The sequence below is a fragment of the Mesorhizobium sp. M6A.T.Cr.TU.016.01.1.1 genome, from assembly GCF_003952585.1.
Taxonomy (GTDB): Bacteria; Pseudomonadota; Alphaproteobacteria; order Rhizobiales; family Rhizobiaceae; genus Mesorhizobium; species Mesorhizobium mediterraneum.
Map to the genome: position 1 here is coordinate 2,459,677 of NZ_CP034452.1, position 17,052 is coordinate 2,476,728.

Sequence of the window (17,052 nt, forward strand, 5' to 3'; positions counted from 1 at the left end):
CAGGAGGTTGGCGCTTCACGCGAGACGACCCCCTCTGTCGCCTTCGGCGACATCTCCCCCTCAAGGGGGGAGATCACCTGTCCATTGTTATCAAACCTTCATGGTTTCGAGATGTGCCTGAAACATTGACGCTGGACCTTGGCGGCGACGTTCAACGCCATCCAGGAGACAGCCATGAACAAAATTTCGATGACGCGGCGCGCTTTCGTCACGTCGGCGAGCACCGTTGGCCTCGTCGGCGCCTCGGGCCTCGCGCTTCCCTACTATTCCCGCGCCAATCAGCGGCCGGCCTTCACCCATGGTGTCCAGTCCGGTGACGTCGACGCCACCAGCGGCATGGTCTGGACGCGCACCGATCGCCCGTCGCGCGTCATGTTTGAAGTCTCCTCGACGGAGAATTTCGCCAACGCCGTCCGCCTTGCGCCGCTCGATACGTCGCCGGCCAGCGATTACACGGTAAAACGGCTGCTCACCGACCTCGCCTCGGATCAGGATATATTCTACCGCATGACAGCGGCCGATCTCGCCGACATCAACGCCGTCTCCGAGCCGATCGTCGGCCGCTTCCGCACGGCGCCGGCCTCGAAGCGTGACATCCGGTTCGCCTGGTCGGGCGATACCGCCGGCCAGGGTTGGGGCATCGACGACACCGGCATGAAGACCTATGCCACGATCGGCAAGCACACGCCCGACTTCTTCCTGCATTCCGGCGACACCATCTACGCCGACGGCGCGATGAAGGACGAGGTCGACATTCCCGGTGGCGGCAAGTGGAAGAACACCGTCCTCATCGACGAAAAGCGCAAGGTTGCCGAGACGCTGGACGAGTACCGGGGCCAGTGGAAATACAATTTGATGGACGGACATGTGCTGGGGCTCAACGCCATCTGCCCGACCTTCTACCAGTGGGACGACCACGAGGTGGTGAACAACTGGTCGGATTCGAAGGACCTGAGCGCCGACGACCGCTACTCGGAAAAAAACATCCATGTGCTGGCGGCACGCGCGGCACGCGCCTTCCACGAGATGACGACGATCCGCTACGAGCCGTCGGAACCGGGCCGCGTCTATCGCAAGATCGCCTACGGGCCGCTGCTCGACGTGTTCTTCCTCGACATGCGTTCCTATCGCGGCGCCAATGGCCTTGGCATGCAGCATACGATGACCCCGCAATCGCGCATTCTCGGCGAACAGCAGACCAAATGGCTGAAGCGCGAACTGGCAAACTCCAACGCGACCTGGAAAATCATCGCCGCCGACATGCCGCTCGGTCTCGTCGTCTGGAACGACGCCACCAAGAAGGCCGGCGCCGAGGCCGTCAGCAATGGCGACAATGGCCCGGCCAAGGGCCGCGAGCTGGAAATTGCCGACCTCCTTCGCTACATAAAGAACGCTGGTATCAGCAACACCGTCTGGCTGACCGCCGACGTGCACTACACGGCGGCCCACTACTACAATCCAGACAAGGCGCAGTTCCAGGACTTCAATCCGTTCTGGGAGTTCGTCTCGGGTCCGCTCCATGCCGGCACGTATGGACCCAATGATTTCGACATGACCTTCGGCCCGGAGCTGAAATTCATCAAGGCGCCAACTGCCGAGCAGGGGCAGAACCTGCCACCGTCGGCCGGCCTGCAGTTCTTCGGCCTCGTCGATATCGACGGCGCCACTGAACAGATGACTGTGCGGCTTATGGACCGCGACGACAATGAACTCTACAAGGTCGCGCTCGATCCGGTGCGATCGGCGTGAGCCAAACCATGATCCCGAAAAGTGGGAACCGGTTTTCGGAGAAGATCATGGTCAAACAAGAAGATAGAGCCCCATCCCGATTCTGTCGGGATGGATCAGGCTCTAGTCCGGATAGCAGACGGTTGGAATCTTAGGCCAGACCGCGCTGTCGCAGCCGGCATTTTCCTGCCTCTGCTTGAAGGCGGCGCTAACCGGCCCGGTCACTACCGGGTCGACGCCATCGGGCGCATCGGCAAACAACTGCTCCGCCGAACGCGTATCGGACGGCAGGGCAGGCGGCGTCTCCTTCAGCGTCGCGGCCGACTGCGCCGCGCCTGCCGCAAGCAGAACGGCGAGGGCTGCCCATGCAAGGATTGGCCGGTATCTGATGCCCGTATTGGTCATGAAATTTGAGCTGTCCCGACCCTGAAAGGTTCCGCTTTGGTTAATAATTTCATTTCACACCAAGACGCTTAAGATTTGGTGACCATGTATTTGGTGGCACGCCTCCTCTTTCGCAATTGCGAAAAACCCTGTATGAGCCGCCCAACCGAAAGAGGCAGCGCCTTTTGGCCTGCTGCCTGCAACGCTCCCGAGACCACAACATGAAAATTCGTAATATCGCGATCATCGCGCACGTCGACCATGGAAAAACCACCCTCGTCGACCAGCTCCTGAAGCAGTCCGGCTCGTTCCGCGACAACCAGCGCGTCGCCGAACGCGCCATGGATTCGAACGATCTCGAAAAAGAACGCGGCATCACCATCCTGGCCAAGGCGACGTCGGTCGACTGGAAGGATACCCGCATCAACATCGTCGACACCCCCGGCCACGCCGATTTCGGCGGCGAGGTGGAGCGCATCCTGTCGATGGTGGATTCGGCCATCGTGCTGGTCGACGCCGCCGAAGGGCCGATGCCACAGACCAAATTCGTCGTCGGCAAGGCGCTCAAGGTCGGGTTGAAGCCGATCGTCGTCATCAACAAGATCGACCGGCCGGACGCCCGCCATGTCGAGGTGGTCAACGAAGTGTTCGACCTGTTTGCAGCGCTCGACGCGACCGACGAGCAACTCGACTTCCCGATCCTTTACGGTTCAGGCCGCGACGGCTGGGTCTCGGAAAACCCCGAAGGGCCGAAGGACCAGGGCCTCTCGCCGCTGTTCGACCTCGTCATCAAGCACGTGCCGGCGCCGACCGTTCATCCCGGCCCGTTCCGGATGATCGGCACCATCCTGGAGGCCAATCCGTTCCTCGGCCGCATCATCACCGGCCGCATCGAATCCGGCACGCTGAAATCCAACCAGGCGGTCAAGGTGCTGCACCATGACGGCACCCAGGTCGAAACCGGCCGCATCTCGAAGATCCTGGCTTTCCGCGGGCTCGAGCGCCAGCCGATCGACGAGGCGCAGGCGGGCGACATCGTCGCCATTGCCGGCCTGTCGAAAGGAACCGTCGCCGACACGTTCTGCGACCTGTCGGTGACCGAGCCGCTGCATGCGCAGCCGATCGATCCGCCGACCGTGACGATGTCGTTCCTCGTCAACGACAGCCCGTTGGCTGGCACCGAAGGCGACAAGGTGACCAGCCGCGTCATCCGCGACCGCCTGCTGCGCGAGGCCGAAGGCAATGTCGCGCTGAAGATCGAGGAATCGCCTGATAAGGATTCGTTCTTCGTCTCCGGGCGAGGCGAATTGCAGCTTGCCGTGCTGATCGAGACGATGCGCCGCGAAGGTTTTGAGGTTGCCGTGTCGCGTCCGCGCGTCGTCATGCAGAAAGGCGACAATGGCGAATTGCTGGAGCCGGTCGAGGAAGTCGTTATCGACGTCGACGAGGAGCACGCCGGTGTCGTCGTGCAGAAGATGTCGGAGCGCAAGGCCGAGATGGTCGAGCTGCGCCCGTCAGGCGGCAACCGCCAGCGCATCGTCTTCCACGCGCCGACGCGCGGCCTGATCGGCTACCAGTCGGAGCTGTTGACCGACACGCGCGGCACCGCTGTCATGAACCGGCTGTTCCATGCCTACGAGCCCTACAAGGGCGAGCTGCCGGGCCGCACCAACGGCGTGCTGATCTCCAATGAACAGGGTGAATCGGTCGCCTATGCCATGTGGAACCTGGAAGACCGCGGCCCGATGGTCATCGATCCGGGCGTCAAAGTCTATCAGGGCATGATCATCGGCATCCATTCACGCGACAACGACCTCGAAGTGAACGTGCTGAAGGGCAAGAAGCTGACCAACATCCGCGCCGCCGGCAAGGACGAAGCCGTGAAACTGACGCCGCCGATCCGCATGACGCTGGAACGCGCGCTGGCCTGGATCCAGGACGACGAGCTGGTCGAGGTGACGCCGAAGACCATCCGCCTGCGCAAGCTCTATCTCGACCCGAACGAGCGCAAGCGTTTTGAGAAGTCGGCGAAAGTGGTCGGCGCGGCGTAAGCTTTTTTCTCCGGAAACAATTATCGAGGGAGGGAGTGTTGCTCCCTCCCTTTTTTACCCGCCGGCGGCCGAGATGATGGCGTCGCGGTCGGTTTCGCCGGCCAGATCGATGCGGATCGCCGTTCCCGCGCGTGCCGGCTTGCGTAAGGCTTTGGCCCCGTCCGGACCAACGACCAGCAATCGCTTCTCGTCCCAGGCCTGAAGCCGCGATCGCGAGATGCCGAGTTCACCGGCGAGCAACCGGTCGAGCCGCAGCGCTGTCGGCATCTCCAGCCCGAGCTGGAGTTCGAGAGCGGTGGTGTTTTCCGGTCTGTCCCCAAGCACCTCCTTATGAACGGCGGCTTCGGGAAATTCCTCGACGCGCCCGATCCTGCTTCGCAGTGCGACAATATCGAAGGCATGGCGACGCGCCAGGGCCGGGTCGTTGCTTTCGAGCGCCTGCAGCAGCGCAGGCTCAATGTTGCGGCGATAGCATCGCTCCAGAATGCCGAAATTCCAGGAATTGTCGCAATCGACGCAGCGGTAGATCAACCACGCATCGATGCGTTTGCCATTGGCGTTGACGCGGAATTTCCCGCTGCTGTGGTACGCCTTCAGGCCACTGCAGCGATTGCAGTTGATGTGAGGTCGAGGCGCGGTTTTGGGTGCGATCGCCCAGCGGATACGCAGTATCGAGAACATGCCGAAAAGCCCTTCCCGTCGGGAAGTTCGTCAGATCGGCGATGTCGAGATGCCCATGCGGGCACGGCGTGGCGAGAGGCTGCGGTGGTCGGAAATCAGGTGTCGCGGGTGATTGTGCGCGACAGCGGTTCAGCAGTGCCAAACCGGTCTCGAACCGCCACCCTGAGGAACACATGATATGAAACAGACGCCGCGAAAAGCGGCGCCATGCATTGTGTCGGGGGAGTTGACGAGACCGGCGGTTACGTAGGCAAAGTGAAGCTCAAAAATGTGTCGGGACGAAACTTCTAGCTGCGACGCGTCGGGTCGACAAGCCCCTTCTATTATCGATGCTACCGCCGCGGGGGCACTTGCGCTAATATCGAGCAATCAACGTCCCAAGCAAAGATCCCGGTCATGCACTTCACCTCGCTTCTGATCTTCGCCGCCGCCCTTTTCGTCGCCGCTGGCTCGCCCGGCCCGTCGATTGCCGCTCTGGTGGCGCGGGTCATCGCAAAGGGCTTTCGCGACGTGTTCCCGTTCCTGCTCGCCATGTGGATCGGTGAGGGCATCTGGCTGTCGCTGGCGGTGTTCGGACTGGCGGTGGTGGCGCAGACCTTCCATCTTGCCTTCGTCGTGCTGAAATGGGTCGGCGTCGCCTATCTCGCCTACCTCGCCTGGAAGATGTGGACTGCCCCGGTCGAGGCGCGTGAGGGCGAGATGCCGCGCGAGGAGTCGGCCATCAAACTGTTCTTTGCCGGGATGGCGGTGACACTCGGCAATCCCAAGATCATGATGTTCTATCTGGCGCTGCTGCCGACCATCATCGATCTCGCCTCGGTGACGGTCGTCGGCTGGGTCGAGCTGACGCTGACCATGGCCGTGGTTCTGGTCGCCATCGATCTCGCCTGGGTGCTCGCGGCGGCGCAGGCGCGAAAGCTGTTGAAGAGCAAGCGGGCGATGAAGATCGCCAACCGCGTCAGCGCTGGCACCATGGCCGGCGCTGCGGCGGCGATCGCGGCGCGGTCCTGAGCCGGCGCGTCAACTCATTTCGATGATCGGCGCGATCTCGACGCTGAAACCCGGGTCCGTCAGGATAGGACAATCCTTGGCTTTGGCGACGGCATCGTCGATGTCTTTCGCTTCGATGATTGTATAGCCGGCGGTCGGATTGCTGCCGCCATTGTTCTCGACCTTGCCGCCGGGCAGCACGGTCTTCGACATGCCGACCGGATTGCCGCCGTCGACAACTGCCGAGCCAAGCTTGCCGTACCAGCCGTTCCAGGCATCCATCGCTGCTTTCCGCTCGGCCTCGTCGGTCGGCATCTTGCCCGAGCCGTGATAGACGTAGAGAAACTTCGCCATGGTCTCCTCCCTTGATCGCGGCATCGAACCGGCATGCGGTCACGCCGCAGGAGCGATCATCGGACCAAACCGGCAAAGACGCAACGAGAATGCGCGATAGCTAATATACAGATGACTCGCACATCACCGCGCCATCGCGTGGTATTCATCGTTCGGCCGCATGTCGACTGCCGCTGCCACCCGGTTCGACATGTTGAAGAAGGCGGCGGTCGAGGCGATGTCCCAGATGTCGCGGTCGGAAAAGCCAGCTTCACGCAGCGCTGCCCGGTCGGCTTCGACGATCTTCGCCGGCTGCTCGGTCAGCTTCACCGCGAATTCGAGCATCGCCTTCTGTCTCGCGGAAAGATCGGCGGCGCGGAAATTCATCACCATCATCTCGCCGAAGGCCGGGTCCCCTGAAAGCTGGCGCACCGCCGCGCCATGGGCGGCGAGGCAATAATAGCAGTGGTTGATGGAGGAGACGGCCACCGCGATCATCTCGCGCTCCAGCTTCGACAGGCCGGATTGGCCCAGCATCAACTCGTTGTACATGTCGGTGAAGGCACGCAGCTTCGTCTCGTCGAAGGCGTAGGCCAAAAGCACATTGGGAACGAGGCCGAGCTTCTCCTCGCATTTGGCGAAATAGGCTTTTGTCGCTTCGCTCCGCTCCGCGGGTGCGAGATCGAGTGCAGTGATTTTGTCAGTCATGGCGGATTTTCTCCTTATTTTCGGTGACCCACCGGCGAATTCCGACATTTCGTCGCAAGCCGTCAAACCTTTGTCGCCAAGTACCGGTCATCTGCTACCATAGTTGCAAAACATATGACGGGAGGGATTAGCGACATGGCCGGCCTGAAATCCGCAAGCCAGTTGAAAAAGTTGAGCACGGCCAAGGGCAGCGAAAAGCCCGGCAGGCTTGCCGATTACCTGCTGGCCCGCGCGCCGGCCGAAGATGTCGCCGCCTATGATGTCGCCGACCTCGAGCGCGCCGCCGATCTCGCCGGCCGCGCCGTCGCCAGGCACAAAAAGGGCGATTGCGTCGTCGCCATAGAGGTCGATTCCGGTGTCGTCCGCCAGGGCAGGCCGATGACCGTGATCACCGTCGTCAACGACAACATGCCGTTCCTGTTCGATTCCATCCTCGGCGAGATCTCCGAGAGCGCTGGCGAGCCGCTGCTGGTTACCCATCCGGTCATCGTCGTCAGGCACGGCAAGAGCGGCGTCGACGAAATCCTCGGCGATGGTGGCTTTGCCAAGGGCGATCACAGCCATGAACGCTTGAGCGTCATCCACGTCCATATCGGCCGTCTTTCGGCCGAGCAGGCCGAGGCATTGGCCGGACGGCTGAAGAAAATATTGGACCAGGTGCGCGCCGCTGTCACCGACTGGAAGCCGATGCTGGCCCGCCTCGACCAGGCAATCTCGGAGTTCCGCTACGCTCCGGTGCCGCTCGACAAGGCCCACGTCACCGAAGCGATCGCCCTCCTCGAATGGTTGCGCGACGACAACTTCACCTTTCTCGGCATGCGCGAGTTCAAATACACCGGCGGCGAGAAGAGCGGCACGCTGGAGCGCACCGAAAAGCCTGGCCTCGGCATCCTCTCCGATCCCGACGTGCTGGTGCTGCGGCGCGGCACCGAAGCGGTGACGACGACGCCGGAAATCCGCGCCTTCCTGCATGGGCCGGAACCGCTGATCGTCACCAAGGCCAACGCCAAATCATCGGTGCACCGCCGCATCTATCTCGATTACATCGGCGTCAAGACCTACACCGCCAAGGGCGTGCTCTCGGGCGAGCTGCGCATCGTCGGCCTGTTCACCTCGACGGCCTATACGCGCTCGGTGATGAAAATCCCCTATCTCAGGTCGAAAGCCGAAACCATCATCGCCAAATCCGGTTTCAACCCTGAAGATCACTCCGGCAAGGCACTGATCAACGTGCTGGAGAGCTATCCGCGCGACGAGCTGTTCCAGGTTCCGGTGCCGGTCCTGCGCAAGCACGCCGAAGCGCTTCTGGGGCTGATCGAGCGGCCGCGCGTCAGAGCGCTGGTGCGCGTCGATCAGTTCGACCGCTTCGTCTCGATCCTCGTCTTCGTGCCGCGCGACCGCTACGACAGCATCGTGCGCGAGAAGATCGGCACCTATCTGAAGACGGTGTTCGAAGGCCGGCTGTCGGCCTACTATCCCGCCTTTCCGGAAGGCGGACTGGCGCGCGTCCATTTCATCATCGGCCGTTCCGGCGGCAGAACGCCGAAGGTCGACCAGGCGACGATCGAGGCAGCGATCCGCGCCATCGTGCGGACCTGGGACGACATTCTGCGCGAGACCGCGGCCGAGACCGGCGCCGATGCGACGCTCACGGCGATCGCCGCGCGCTTCTCGGGAAGCTATCGCGACAGCTTCTCGCCGGCTGAGGCGTTGGCCGATGCCGGACGCATCGCCAGGATCAGCGCGGCCAATCCGATCGCCATCGACTACTACCGTCATGCCGCTCAGGAACCGCATCAGGCGGCGCTGAAGATCTATCACCATGGCAGCCCGGTGGCGCTGTCGCGACGGGTGCCGGTGCTGGAGAACATCGGTTTCCGCGTTATCAGCGAGCGCACCTTCGAGGTCGGCGACGATGCTTCCGGCATGATCAATAGTGATCAGCCGGGCATGATCAATAGTGATCAGCCGGGCATGGTCTTCATCCACGACATGGAACTCGAAAACAGCTACGGCAAGCCGATCGACCTTGGCGACCGCGGCGCGCTGTTCGAGGACGCGTTCCTTTCCGTCTGGCGCGGCGACATCGACAATGACGGCTATAACGGCCTTGCCCAGACCGCCGGCCTGTGGTCGGGCGAGGTCACCATCCTGCGTGCCTATGGCCGCTATCTGCAGCAGGCCGGGATCCCGCAGAGCCAGGATTTCATTGCCGCCGCGCTCAACCGCTATCCGGAAATCGCGCGTGGCCTGCACGAGCTGTTCGTTACCCGCCTCGGACCGACCGCCGAGACGGAAGGGTTGGTCGCGGCCAAGCACCTCAAGGCCAAGATCAGGGATGCGTTGGAGGAGGTTCCCAACATCGATGACGACACCATCATCCGTCGCTACCTCAACCTGATCGAAGCCTCGCTACGCACCAATCATTTCGTCCCCGATATGAAAGAGAAGGGCCAGTCGCTGGCGATCAAGCTCGATTCGCAGGCGGTCGACGGCCTGCCGGCGCCGCGGCCGTGGCGGGAGATCTTCGTCTACGGTTCCGAGGTCGAAGGCGTGCACCTGCGCTTCGGCCCGGTCGCCCGCGGCGGTCTGCGTTGGTCGGACCGCGCCCAGGACTATCGCACCGAGGTGCTCGGCCTGGTCAAGGCGCAGCAGGTCAAGAATGCGGTAATCGTGCCGGTTGGCGCCAAGGGCGGCTTCTATCCGAAGAAGTTGCCGATGGGCGCCGGCCGCGACGCCATCTTCGAAGCCGGCGCGTCCGCCTACAAGAATTACGTCTCCAGCCTGTTGTCGATCACCGACAATATCGGCATCGACGAGGTTATCCCGCCTGCCGGTGTGATCAGGCGCGACGAGGACGATCCCTATTTCGTCGTTGCCGCCGACAAGGGCACGGCGACCTTCTCCGACACCGCCAATGCCATCAGCGAGAAGCATGGCTTCTGGCTCGACGACGCCTTCGCCAGCGGCGGCTCGGCCGGCTACGACCATAAGAAGATGGGCATCACCGCCAAGGGCGCCTGGGAAGCGGTCAAGCGGCATTTCCGCGAGATGAACCGCGATATCCAGACCACACCCTTCACCGTTGTCGGCGTCGGCGACATGTCGGGCGACGTGTTCGGCAACGGCATGCTCCTGTCCGAGAAGACCCGGCTGATCGCCGCCTTCGACCATCGCGACATCTTCATTGATCCCGATCCCGACATGGCGGCTTCGATGGCCGAGCGCCGGCGCATGTTCGCCCTCGCTCGTTCGAGCTGGCAGGACTACGACAAGACAAAATTGTCCGAAGGCGGCGTCATCGTCTCGCGCAGCCAGAAGTCGATCACGCTGCCGCCGGCCGCAGCCGCGGCGATCGGCCTCGGCAAGACGACCGCTTCGCCGGTGGAGATCATGAACGCCATCCTCAAGGCGCCGGTCGACCTTTTGTGGTTCGGCGGCATCGGCACGTATCTGAGGGCATCGACGGAAACCAACCAGGATGTCGGCGATCGCGCCAACGATGCTATTCGGGTGACCGCGCTCGACGTGCGCGCCAAGGTCATCGGCGAGGGCGCCAATCTCGGCGTGACGCAGCGGGCCCGCATCGAGTTCGGGCTGAATGGCGGGCGCTGCAATTCCGACGCCATCGACAATTCGGGCGGCGTCAACTGCTCCGATGTCGAGGTCAACATCAAGATCGCGCTGGCTTCCGCCATGCGCAAGGGGGCGCTTACCCGCCCGGTGCGCAACAAGCTGCTTGCCGAGATGACCGACGAGGTAAGCGCGCTGGTGCTGTCCAACAATTACGAGCAGACGCTGGCGCTGTCCCTTGCCCGCAAGCGCGGCCTCGCCGACATCGCCCATCAGAGCCGCTTCATGGCAGCGCTCGAGGCGCGCGGCCTGCTCGACCGCGCGGTGGAGACGCTGCCGTCGCCGGCTGCCCTTGCCGAGCGCGAGGCGCGCGGTGAGCCGTTGACCAGGGCCGAGCTCGGCGTGCTGTTGGCCTATGCCAAGATCGTGCTGTTTTCCGACATCGTCGCCAGCGACGTGCCGGACGATCTGCATTTCGACCGTGACCTGATGGGTTATTTTCCGGACCGTATGGCGAAGAAATACGCGGCCGAGATCCACGGCCATCGCCTGCGTCGCGAAATCATCGCCCGTGTCGTCGCCAACGACCTGGTCAATCGTGGCGGCCCATCCTTCGTCAACAGGCTGCAGGAAGCGACCGGCCGCAGCGCGGCCGACGTGGTCCGGACCTTCGCCTTGGTGCGCGACGGCTTCGGATTGCCGGCGCTCTATCGCCAGATCGACGCGCTCGACAATCAGATCGACGGACAGGTGCAGCTCGACCTCTATCAGACCGTTAGCCGGCTTATCTATGTGGCCAGCGGCTGGTATCTCAAGAACGATACCGGCACCGCACCGCTCGGCCAAAGGATCGCCGAATTGCAGGACGCGCGCAAGGCACTGGAGCCGAAGCTCGTTTCGCTGTTGCCAGCCTTCTCGCGCGAGTGGATCGAGGAGCGGCGGCATGGTCTAGCCAAGGGCGGCGCGCCCGAAAGGCTTGCCGAACAACTGGCGCTGACCGATGTGGCAGGCGTCGTCCCTGACATCGCGCTGACGGCCCGAACGGCGAATGCCGACATTGTCGTCGCCGCGAAGGCGTTTTTCGCTGTCAGCGATGCGTTCCGCATTCCGCGTGTCGAGGACGCAGCGCGCTCGATCGCGCCATCCGACTACTACGATCAATTGGCTCTCTCCCGCGCCACCGACACGATCGGCGCGGCCAGGCGCGGCATCGCGGTGGCGGCGCTGACCGGTCATGCCGAGGCGGCGGATCCGGTAGCGGCATGGCTGGAGGCGGGCGGGGAACGGGTCGCGCGTATCCGCGAGCGGCTGCAGGCGCTGACCGAGGGCGGCGACATCACCGTGTCGCGGCTGTCGGTGGCATCGGGCCTGATCAGCGACCTGACGGGGATGTGAGAAGTCTTCCACATCGCGCGGGATTGCCGGCAAAAACTGCGCTATAGAGCGAAGCGGCGACCGCTCCGGGGCGCCGTTTGCGGGAGGGGATATGGCCGAAATAGCAGTGCAGCGGGCATCGGGACGCGGCATCTGGGGGTGGATGCTGTTCGACTGGGCGGCGCAGCCGTTCTTCACGGTCATCACCACCTTCATCTTCGGACCCTATTTCGTCTCGCGCATGGCGAGCGATCCGGCCACGGGCCTGGCGGTGTGGGGTTACGGTATCGCCGCGGCGGGTCTGGCCATCGCCGTGCTGTCGCCGATCCTCGGATCGATCGCCGACCAGACCGGCCCGCGAAAGCCGTGGATCGCGTTCTTCGCCGCGATTAAGATCACCAGTCTCTGCCTGCTGTGGTTCGCAGCGCCCGGCTCGAACGTCTTCCTGGTCGTGCTGTTCTTCTCGCTGGCTTCGGTCGCGGCGGAATTCTCGACCGTCTTCAACGATTCGATGATGCCGCGCCTGGTGCCCAAGGGCGAAATCGGCAGGATCTCCAACATCGCCTGGGGGCTCGGCTATCTCGGCGGCATGATCGCGCTGATCTTTGTCGTCGTCTTCATGGCCAGTTCGCCGGAAACCGGCAAGACGATCGTCGGCCTAGATCCGGTCCTCGGCCTCGACCCGAAACTCGGCGAGGACGCTCGGGCGACCGGGCCCCTGTCGGCTGCCTGGTATCTCCTGTTCATCCTGCCAATGTTCTTTTTTACACCGGATGCGGCCAGGGGCATTCCCCTTGGCCCGGCGGTGCGCGAGGGCCTGTCGGAATTGAAATCGACAATGGCCGAAGTGCGCCAACGCAGCGGCATCTTCCGCTTTCTCGTCGCCCGCATGATCTACCAGGACGGCGTCATTGCACTTCTTACGCTGGGCGGTGCTTTTGCGGCGGCGATGTTCAACTGGTCGATCACCGAGATCGGCCTGTTCGGCATTATCCTGAACGTCGTCGCCATCGTCGGCTGCCTGGTTGCCGCACGCCTCGACGTGGCGCTTGGCTCCAAGACCATAGTGATGATTTCGCTTGTCCTGCTCAGCATCGCGACGATCGGTATCGTTTCGACCGGACCGGGCTATACGCTGTTCGGTGCCTGGATGATGCCCGGAGCCGATAGCGGCGGTTTGTTCGGTACACCGGCGGAAAAAGCCTACATCTTCTTCGGTCTGCTGATCGGGCTTGCCTTCGGGCCGGTGCAGGCATCGTCGCGCTCCTACATGGCGCGCAGCGTCACCGCTGCCGAGGCTGGCCGCTATTTCGGCATCTATGCGCTGGCCGGGCGGGCGACCAGTTTCCTCGCCCCGTTCACGGTGGCGACGATCAGCTGGGTCAGCGGTTCGGACAGGCTCGGTATGGCTGCAATTGTGCTGTTCCTCGGCGTCGGTCTGGCGATCCTTGTCCGCACGCCGTATCCGGCGGACCAGCCGGCGGAGTGAACTGTTCTTCCCTTCTCCCCTTGTGGGAGAAGGTGGATCGGCGCGATAGCGCCGAGACGGATGAGGGGTGTTGGAAGAAACTCAACCTGAAACATCAAGGGATTTGAAGCGCTTACGTCTTCGTCGCAGCGATCCTGCCAACACCCCTCATCCGACCGAGCTTCGCTCGGCCACCTTCTCCCACAAGGGGAGAAGGGAAGAAGGGAAGAAGGGCTCAATGCCGGAAATGCCTGACGCCCGTAAACACCATGCCGATGCCGTGCGCGTCGGCGGCGGCGATGACATCGTCGTCGCGCATTGAGCCGCCCGGCTGGATGACGGCGGTGGCGCCGGCTTCGATCGCTGACAGGAGCCCGTCGGCGAAGGGGAAGAAGGCATCGGAGGCGACGACAGACCCTTTGGTCAGCGGCTCGGCCATGCCGGCAGCCTCGGCTGCGTCGAGCGCTTTGCGCGCCGCGATGCGCGAGGAATCGACCCGGCTCATCTGGCCGGCGCCGATGCCGACGGTGGCGCCATCTCTGACATAGACGATGGCGTTCGACTTGACGTGCTTTGCGACGCGGAAGGCGAATTTGAGATCGGCCATTTCGGCCGGCGTCGGCGCGCGCCTGGTCACCACTTTCAGGTCCAGATCATCGACCACCGCATTGTCGCGGCCCTGGACGAGCAATCCGCCGGAAACGGATTTCACGGTGGTGCCGGCCGAGCGCGGATCGGGCAGGCCGCCGGTGACAAGCAAGCGTAGATTCTTCTTGGCGGCGACGATGCGGATAGCTTCTTCCGAGGCGCCCGGCGCGATGATGACCTCGGTGAAGGTTTTCACAATCTCCTCGGCGGCCTCGGCATCGAGAATACGGTTCATCGCGACAATGCCGCCAAAGGCCGAGACCGGATCGCAGGCAAGCGCCTTGGCGTAGGCGGCCTTCAGCGAAGTGCCCTCGGCGACGCCGCACGGGTTGGCATGCTTGATGATGGCGACGGTGGCGGAGCGGGCCGGATCGAACTCGCCGACCAGCTCGAAGGCGGCGTCGGTGTCGTTGATGTTGTTGTAGGAAAGCTGCTTGCCCTGAAGCTGGCGCGCCGTCGCGACGCCCGGCCGCTTGTCGCCATCGATGTAGAAGCCGGCGCCCTGATGCGGGTTCTCGCCGTAGCGCATCACCTGGTCCAGCCTGCCGCCGAAGGCACGCCAGGTGGGATGCTCGATCTCCAGCGCCTCGGCGAACCAGCCGGAGATCGCCGCATCATAGCTGGCAGTGCGGGCAAAGGCCTTGGCCGCCAGCTTCTTGCGGAAATCCAGCGAGAGCGAGCCGAAATTCATCTCCAGAGCGTTGAGCACCGAGGCATAATCCTCGGGATCGGTGACGATGGCGACATAAGCGTGGTTCTTGGCCGAAGCGCGGATCATCGCCGGGCCGCCTATGTCGATGTTCTCGATAATCGAGGCGTAAGCGGCGCCGGAGCGGCGGACATCCTCGAAAGGGTAGAGATTGGAGACGACGAGATCGATAGGCTCGATGCCATGATCGCGCATCGCCGCCGCGTGTTCGGGATCGTCGCGCACGCCAAGCAGCGCGCCATGCACCAACGGATGCAGCGTCTTGACGCGGCCGTCCATGATCTCTGGAAAGCCGGTAAGCTCAGAGACGTCGCGGACGGCCATGCCTGCCTCAGCGATCGCCTTTGCCGTGCCGCCGGTGGAGACCAGCTCGACACCGGCCGCGGCCAGCGCCCGCGCGAGATCGAGGAGCCCGGTCTTGTCGAAAACGGAGAGCAGCGCGCGACGCACGGGAACGAGATCGGGCGCGGGAATGTTCTTGGCGGCGACGGCCATGGGCTGGCGGCCTTTCACGGCTGGTTGGGAAAGTGTCTGCGCGCCGTAGCACATGAGACCTGGAAATCAAACTGCGAGGCTAGCCGCAGTCTCAGCTTTTTTCCGGATGACCGGCGATGACCGTTCGCGTCAGTTGCCAATGGACTTCGGAAACCTCCGATGCCCTGAAGGCCAGCACGATCTGCCGGCTGCGGCGCGGGCCGCCAAGATCGGCGAAATAGATGGATTCCTCGACCTCGGGCGCCACCTCGGTACAGGTGAACACCCAGGTGTCGGCCTGGTCAGCGGCCAGCACCAGGCGGTCGTGCTCGTCCTGAAGCATGCCTATGTCGGGATGGATGTGGAAGCGCACCGTGACGAAATCGCGGCCATTGTTGCGGATCGCGGCATTGCCGGGCCGCTGAAAACAGTCCCTGCCGGCGAGCACGTTGCCGTTCGTCGACAATTTCAGCTCGCGCTCATGCAGCAAGCCGAAGCGCGCGACATAGCCGTCGTGACGGGCCAGGAAACCCTGGCTGCCCGGCTGGTCGGTGCGCTTGCAAGGCACATGCTGCGGGCCGCCGATCAACGGCGTGCCGAGGAGATCGTTGACGCGCAGCGAATGGCTGAAACGCGCCGACGAGGTGTCGTTGATGGTGGCGGTCGAGTGGGCGGCCGTGGCCCGGGCAAGCGGCCTGAATTCGGCGGCGCCATAGGTGTCGACGCCAGCGTTGACGACATAATGCTGGCGGCCGGACGACAGCTCGAAGGCCAGGCACCCGGCGTGCGCCGCGTTGGAAACGTCGATGGGAGGCGGCGGGCCGGTATCGGCGACCACGGTGACGCCGCCCATGGAGAGGCGTTCGTAGCCCGAATGTGGCGCGTGCAGCAACGGCGCGCCGGCGGTGTCGTCGTGGCGCAGAATGGTGGCGATGCGGTCGTGGATGGTCGCGCCCATGCCGTTGAAGCGGGCGAGGCTGCCGTCCTGGTGGCGAAAGAAGCGCAGCGCCGGCAGCATACGGTCGATGGCGCCCATCAGCGCCGCCGGCGGCGTCTCGGCTTGATTGGCATAAGTCTGGCGCAACGGCAGAAGGTCAGCGAGGATTTCAAGCACGGTCATCGGATTGCGGGAAATATGGCCGCCATCCGGCAGAATCTGACGGTCAAGCTCTTCGGCCAGGTTGCGGGTCGCGCCGCGCAAAGCCGATGCCGGCGCCGGTAGCGACAAAGCGGCAAAGGCAAGCGCGATGCGGGCGCGCAGCCTGTCCTTGCCGTCCGGCATCTCGCGTGCCATCGCCCTGAGATAGCGGATCTGCACGGCCAGCGACTTCAGGAATGCCCGGTAAAAGGGAAATTCAGCGCCCTGCAGCACCACCGAGGAATGCTGCAGCCAGGCGATGACGCGCTTGGCCGTCGTGCCGGGCTCCCAGGCGACACCGGAAATTTGGCTGCCGTGGATAGTGATCCAGTCGGAGACCAGCGCGCGCGCGTTGGCGGCGGCAAGCTCGGTGCCGGCGGCACGCATGTGGCGCAGCCAGCGAAAACCGTGCAGGGCCTTTTGCCATCCGGGATTGGGCACGGCGATCTGGAAGGGCGATTTGCCGCCAGTCTCGACCAGATGTCCCGACAGCGGATAGCGGCCATAGTAGATCTCCAGCGCGATCTGGGGGTCGGCCAGGCGCAGGTCCGGCGGAGCGATCAAAACGCGTTCCGGCGTGCGGCCGGAGTAGCGCCAGCGATAGACCGGCCCGGCGCGCAGGCGCCGGCGCGTCTTGCGCCAAAACTCCTTCGCGACAAGCGTCCATAGACGTGTCGTGCTGCCGGCAGCGATCGCCAAAAGCCCTCCTCATCGCCTCAACCCGAAGACAAGATTATATGATTCAAGAACTTATGCGAAGGCGAATTCAATGGAACCCTTGGAGTTCAGCCTG

General features: G+C 63.5%; 11 protein-coding genes. 5 read left to right on the forward strand and 6 right to left on the reverse strand.

Features of this window, described 5'->3' with window-relative positions; genetic code table 11:
- The first annotated feature begins 174 nt into the window (after window positions 1-174).
- On the forward strand, window positions 175-1,749 hold the full coding sequence (locus tag EJ075_RS11740) for an alkaline phosphatase (protein ID WP_126104456.1): 1,575 nt from the start codon (window positions 175-177) through the stop codon (window positions 1,747-1,749).
- 102 nt (window positions 1,750-1,851) lie between these two features.
- Here EJ075_RS11740 and EJ075_RS11745 read toward each other — a convergent pair whose 3' ends face one another.
- Window positions 1,852-2,133: a hypothetical protein gene (locus tag EJ075_RS11745; protein ID WP_095487629.1), complete on the reverse strand. Its 282-nt coding sequence runs from the start codon at window positions 2,131-2,133 to the stop codon at window positions 1,852-1,854.
- 200 nt (window positions 2,134-2,333) lie between these two features.
- On the opposite strand from EJ075_RS11745, the gene typA reads away from it, so the two are divergent.
- A complete protein-coding gene (typA, locus tag EJ075_RS11750) occupies window positions 2,334-4,163 on the forward strand; it encodes a translational GTPase TypA (protein ID WP_126104457.1) in 1,830 nt (609 codons plus the stop codon).
- Window positions 4,164-4,217: 54 nt separating this feature from the next.
- On the opposite strand, the gene EJ075_RS11755 is transcribed toward typA, so the two are convergent.
- Window positions 4,218-4,844, reverse strand: coding sequence for a DUF1062 domain-containing protein (locus tag EJ075_RS11755; protein ID WP_095487625.1), 627 nt, complete (start codon window positions 4,842-4,844; stop codon window positions 4,218-4,220).
- Window positions 4,845-5,240: 396 nt separating this feature from the next.
- Between EJ075_RS11755 and EJ075_RS11760 the strand changes: the two genes are divergently transcribed.
- Complete coding sequence (locus tag EJ075_RS11760) at window positions 5,241-5,855, forward strand: LysE family translocator (protein ID WP_095487623.1); 615 nt, start codon at window positions 5,241-5,243, stop codon at window positions 5,853-5,855.
- 9 nt (window positions 5,856-5,864) lie between these two features.
- Here EJ075_RS11760 and EJ075_RS11765 read toward each other — a convergent pair whose 3' ends face one another.
- Together EJ075_RS11765 and EJ075_RS11770 are read right to left on the reverse strand one after the other, a co-directional pair.
- The gene (locus EJ075_RS11765; protein WP_095487621.1) at window positions 5,865-6,188 is read right to left on the reverse strand and encodes a YciI family protein; all 324 of its coding nucleotides are present in this window, start codon (window positions 6,186-6,188) and stop codon (window positions 5,865-5,867) included.
- A 123-nt stretch (window positions 6,189-6,311) separates the two neighbouring features.
- The gene (locus EJ075_RS11770; RefSeq protein ID WP_095487619.1) at window positions 6,312-6,875 is read right to left on the reverse strand and encodes a peroxidase-related enzyme; all 564 of its coding nucleotides are present in this window, start codon (window positions 6,873-6,875) and stop codon (window positions 6,312-6,314) included.
- A 135-nt stretch (window positions 6,876-7,010) separates the two neighbouring features.
- Between EJ075_RS11770 and EJ075_RS11775 the strand changes: the two genes are divergently transcribed.
- Together EJ075_RS11775 and EJ075_RS11780 are read left to right on the forward strand one after the other, a co-directional pair.
- Window positions 7,011-11,843, forward strand: coding sequence for an NAD-glutamate dehydrogenase (locus tag EJ075_RS11775; protein WP_126104458.1), 4,833 nt, complete (start codon window positions 7,011-7,013; stop codon window positions 11,841-11,843).
- Between the two features lie 91 nt (window positions 11,844-11,934).
- Entirely contained in the window at window positions 11,935-13,311 is a 1,377-nt protein-coding gene (locus EJ075_RS11780) for an MFS transporter (protein ID WP_126104459.1), read from the forward strand.
- A gap of 214 nt (window positions 13,312-13,525) precedes the next feature.
- Here the strand turns inward: EJ075_RS11780 and purH are convergent, their stop codons facing one another.
- Window positions 13,526-15,142, reverse strand: a complete 1,617-nt coding sequence (purH, locus tag EJ075_RS11785; RefSeq protein ID WP_126104460.1) for a bifunctional phosphoribosylaminoimidazolecarboxamide formyltransferase/IMP cyclohydrolase — start codon at window positions 15,140-15,142, stop codon at window positions 13,526-13,528.
- 91 nt (window positions 15,143-15,233) lie between these two features.
- Window positions 15,234-16,958: a heparinase II/III family protein gene (locus tag EJ075_RS11790; protein WP_126104461.1), complete on the reverse strand. Its 1,725-nt coding sequence runs from the start codon at window positions 16,956-16,958 to the stop codon at window positions 15,234-15,236.
- Window positions 16,959-17,052 lie beyond the last annotated feature (94 nt).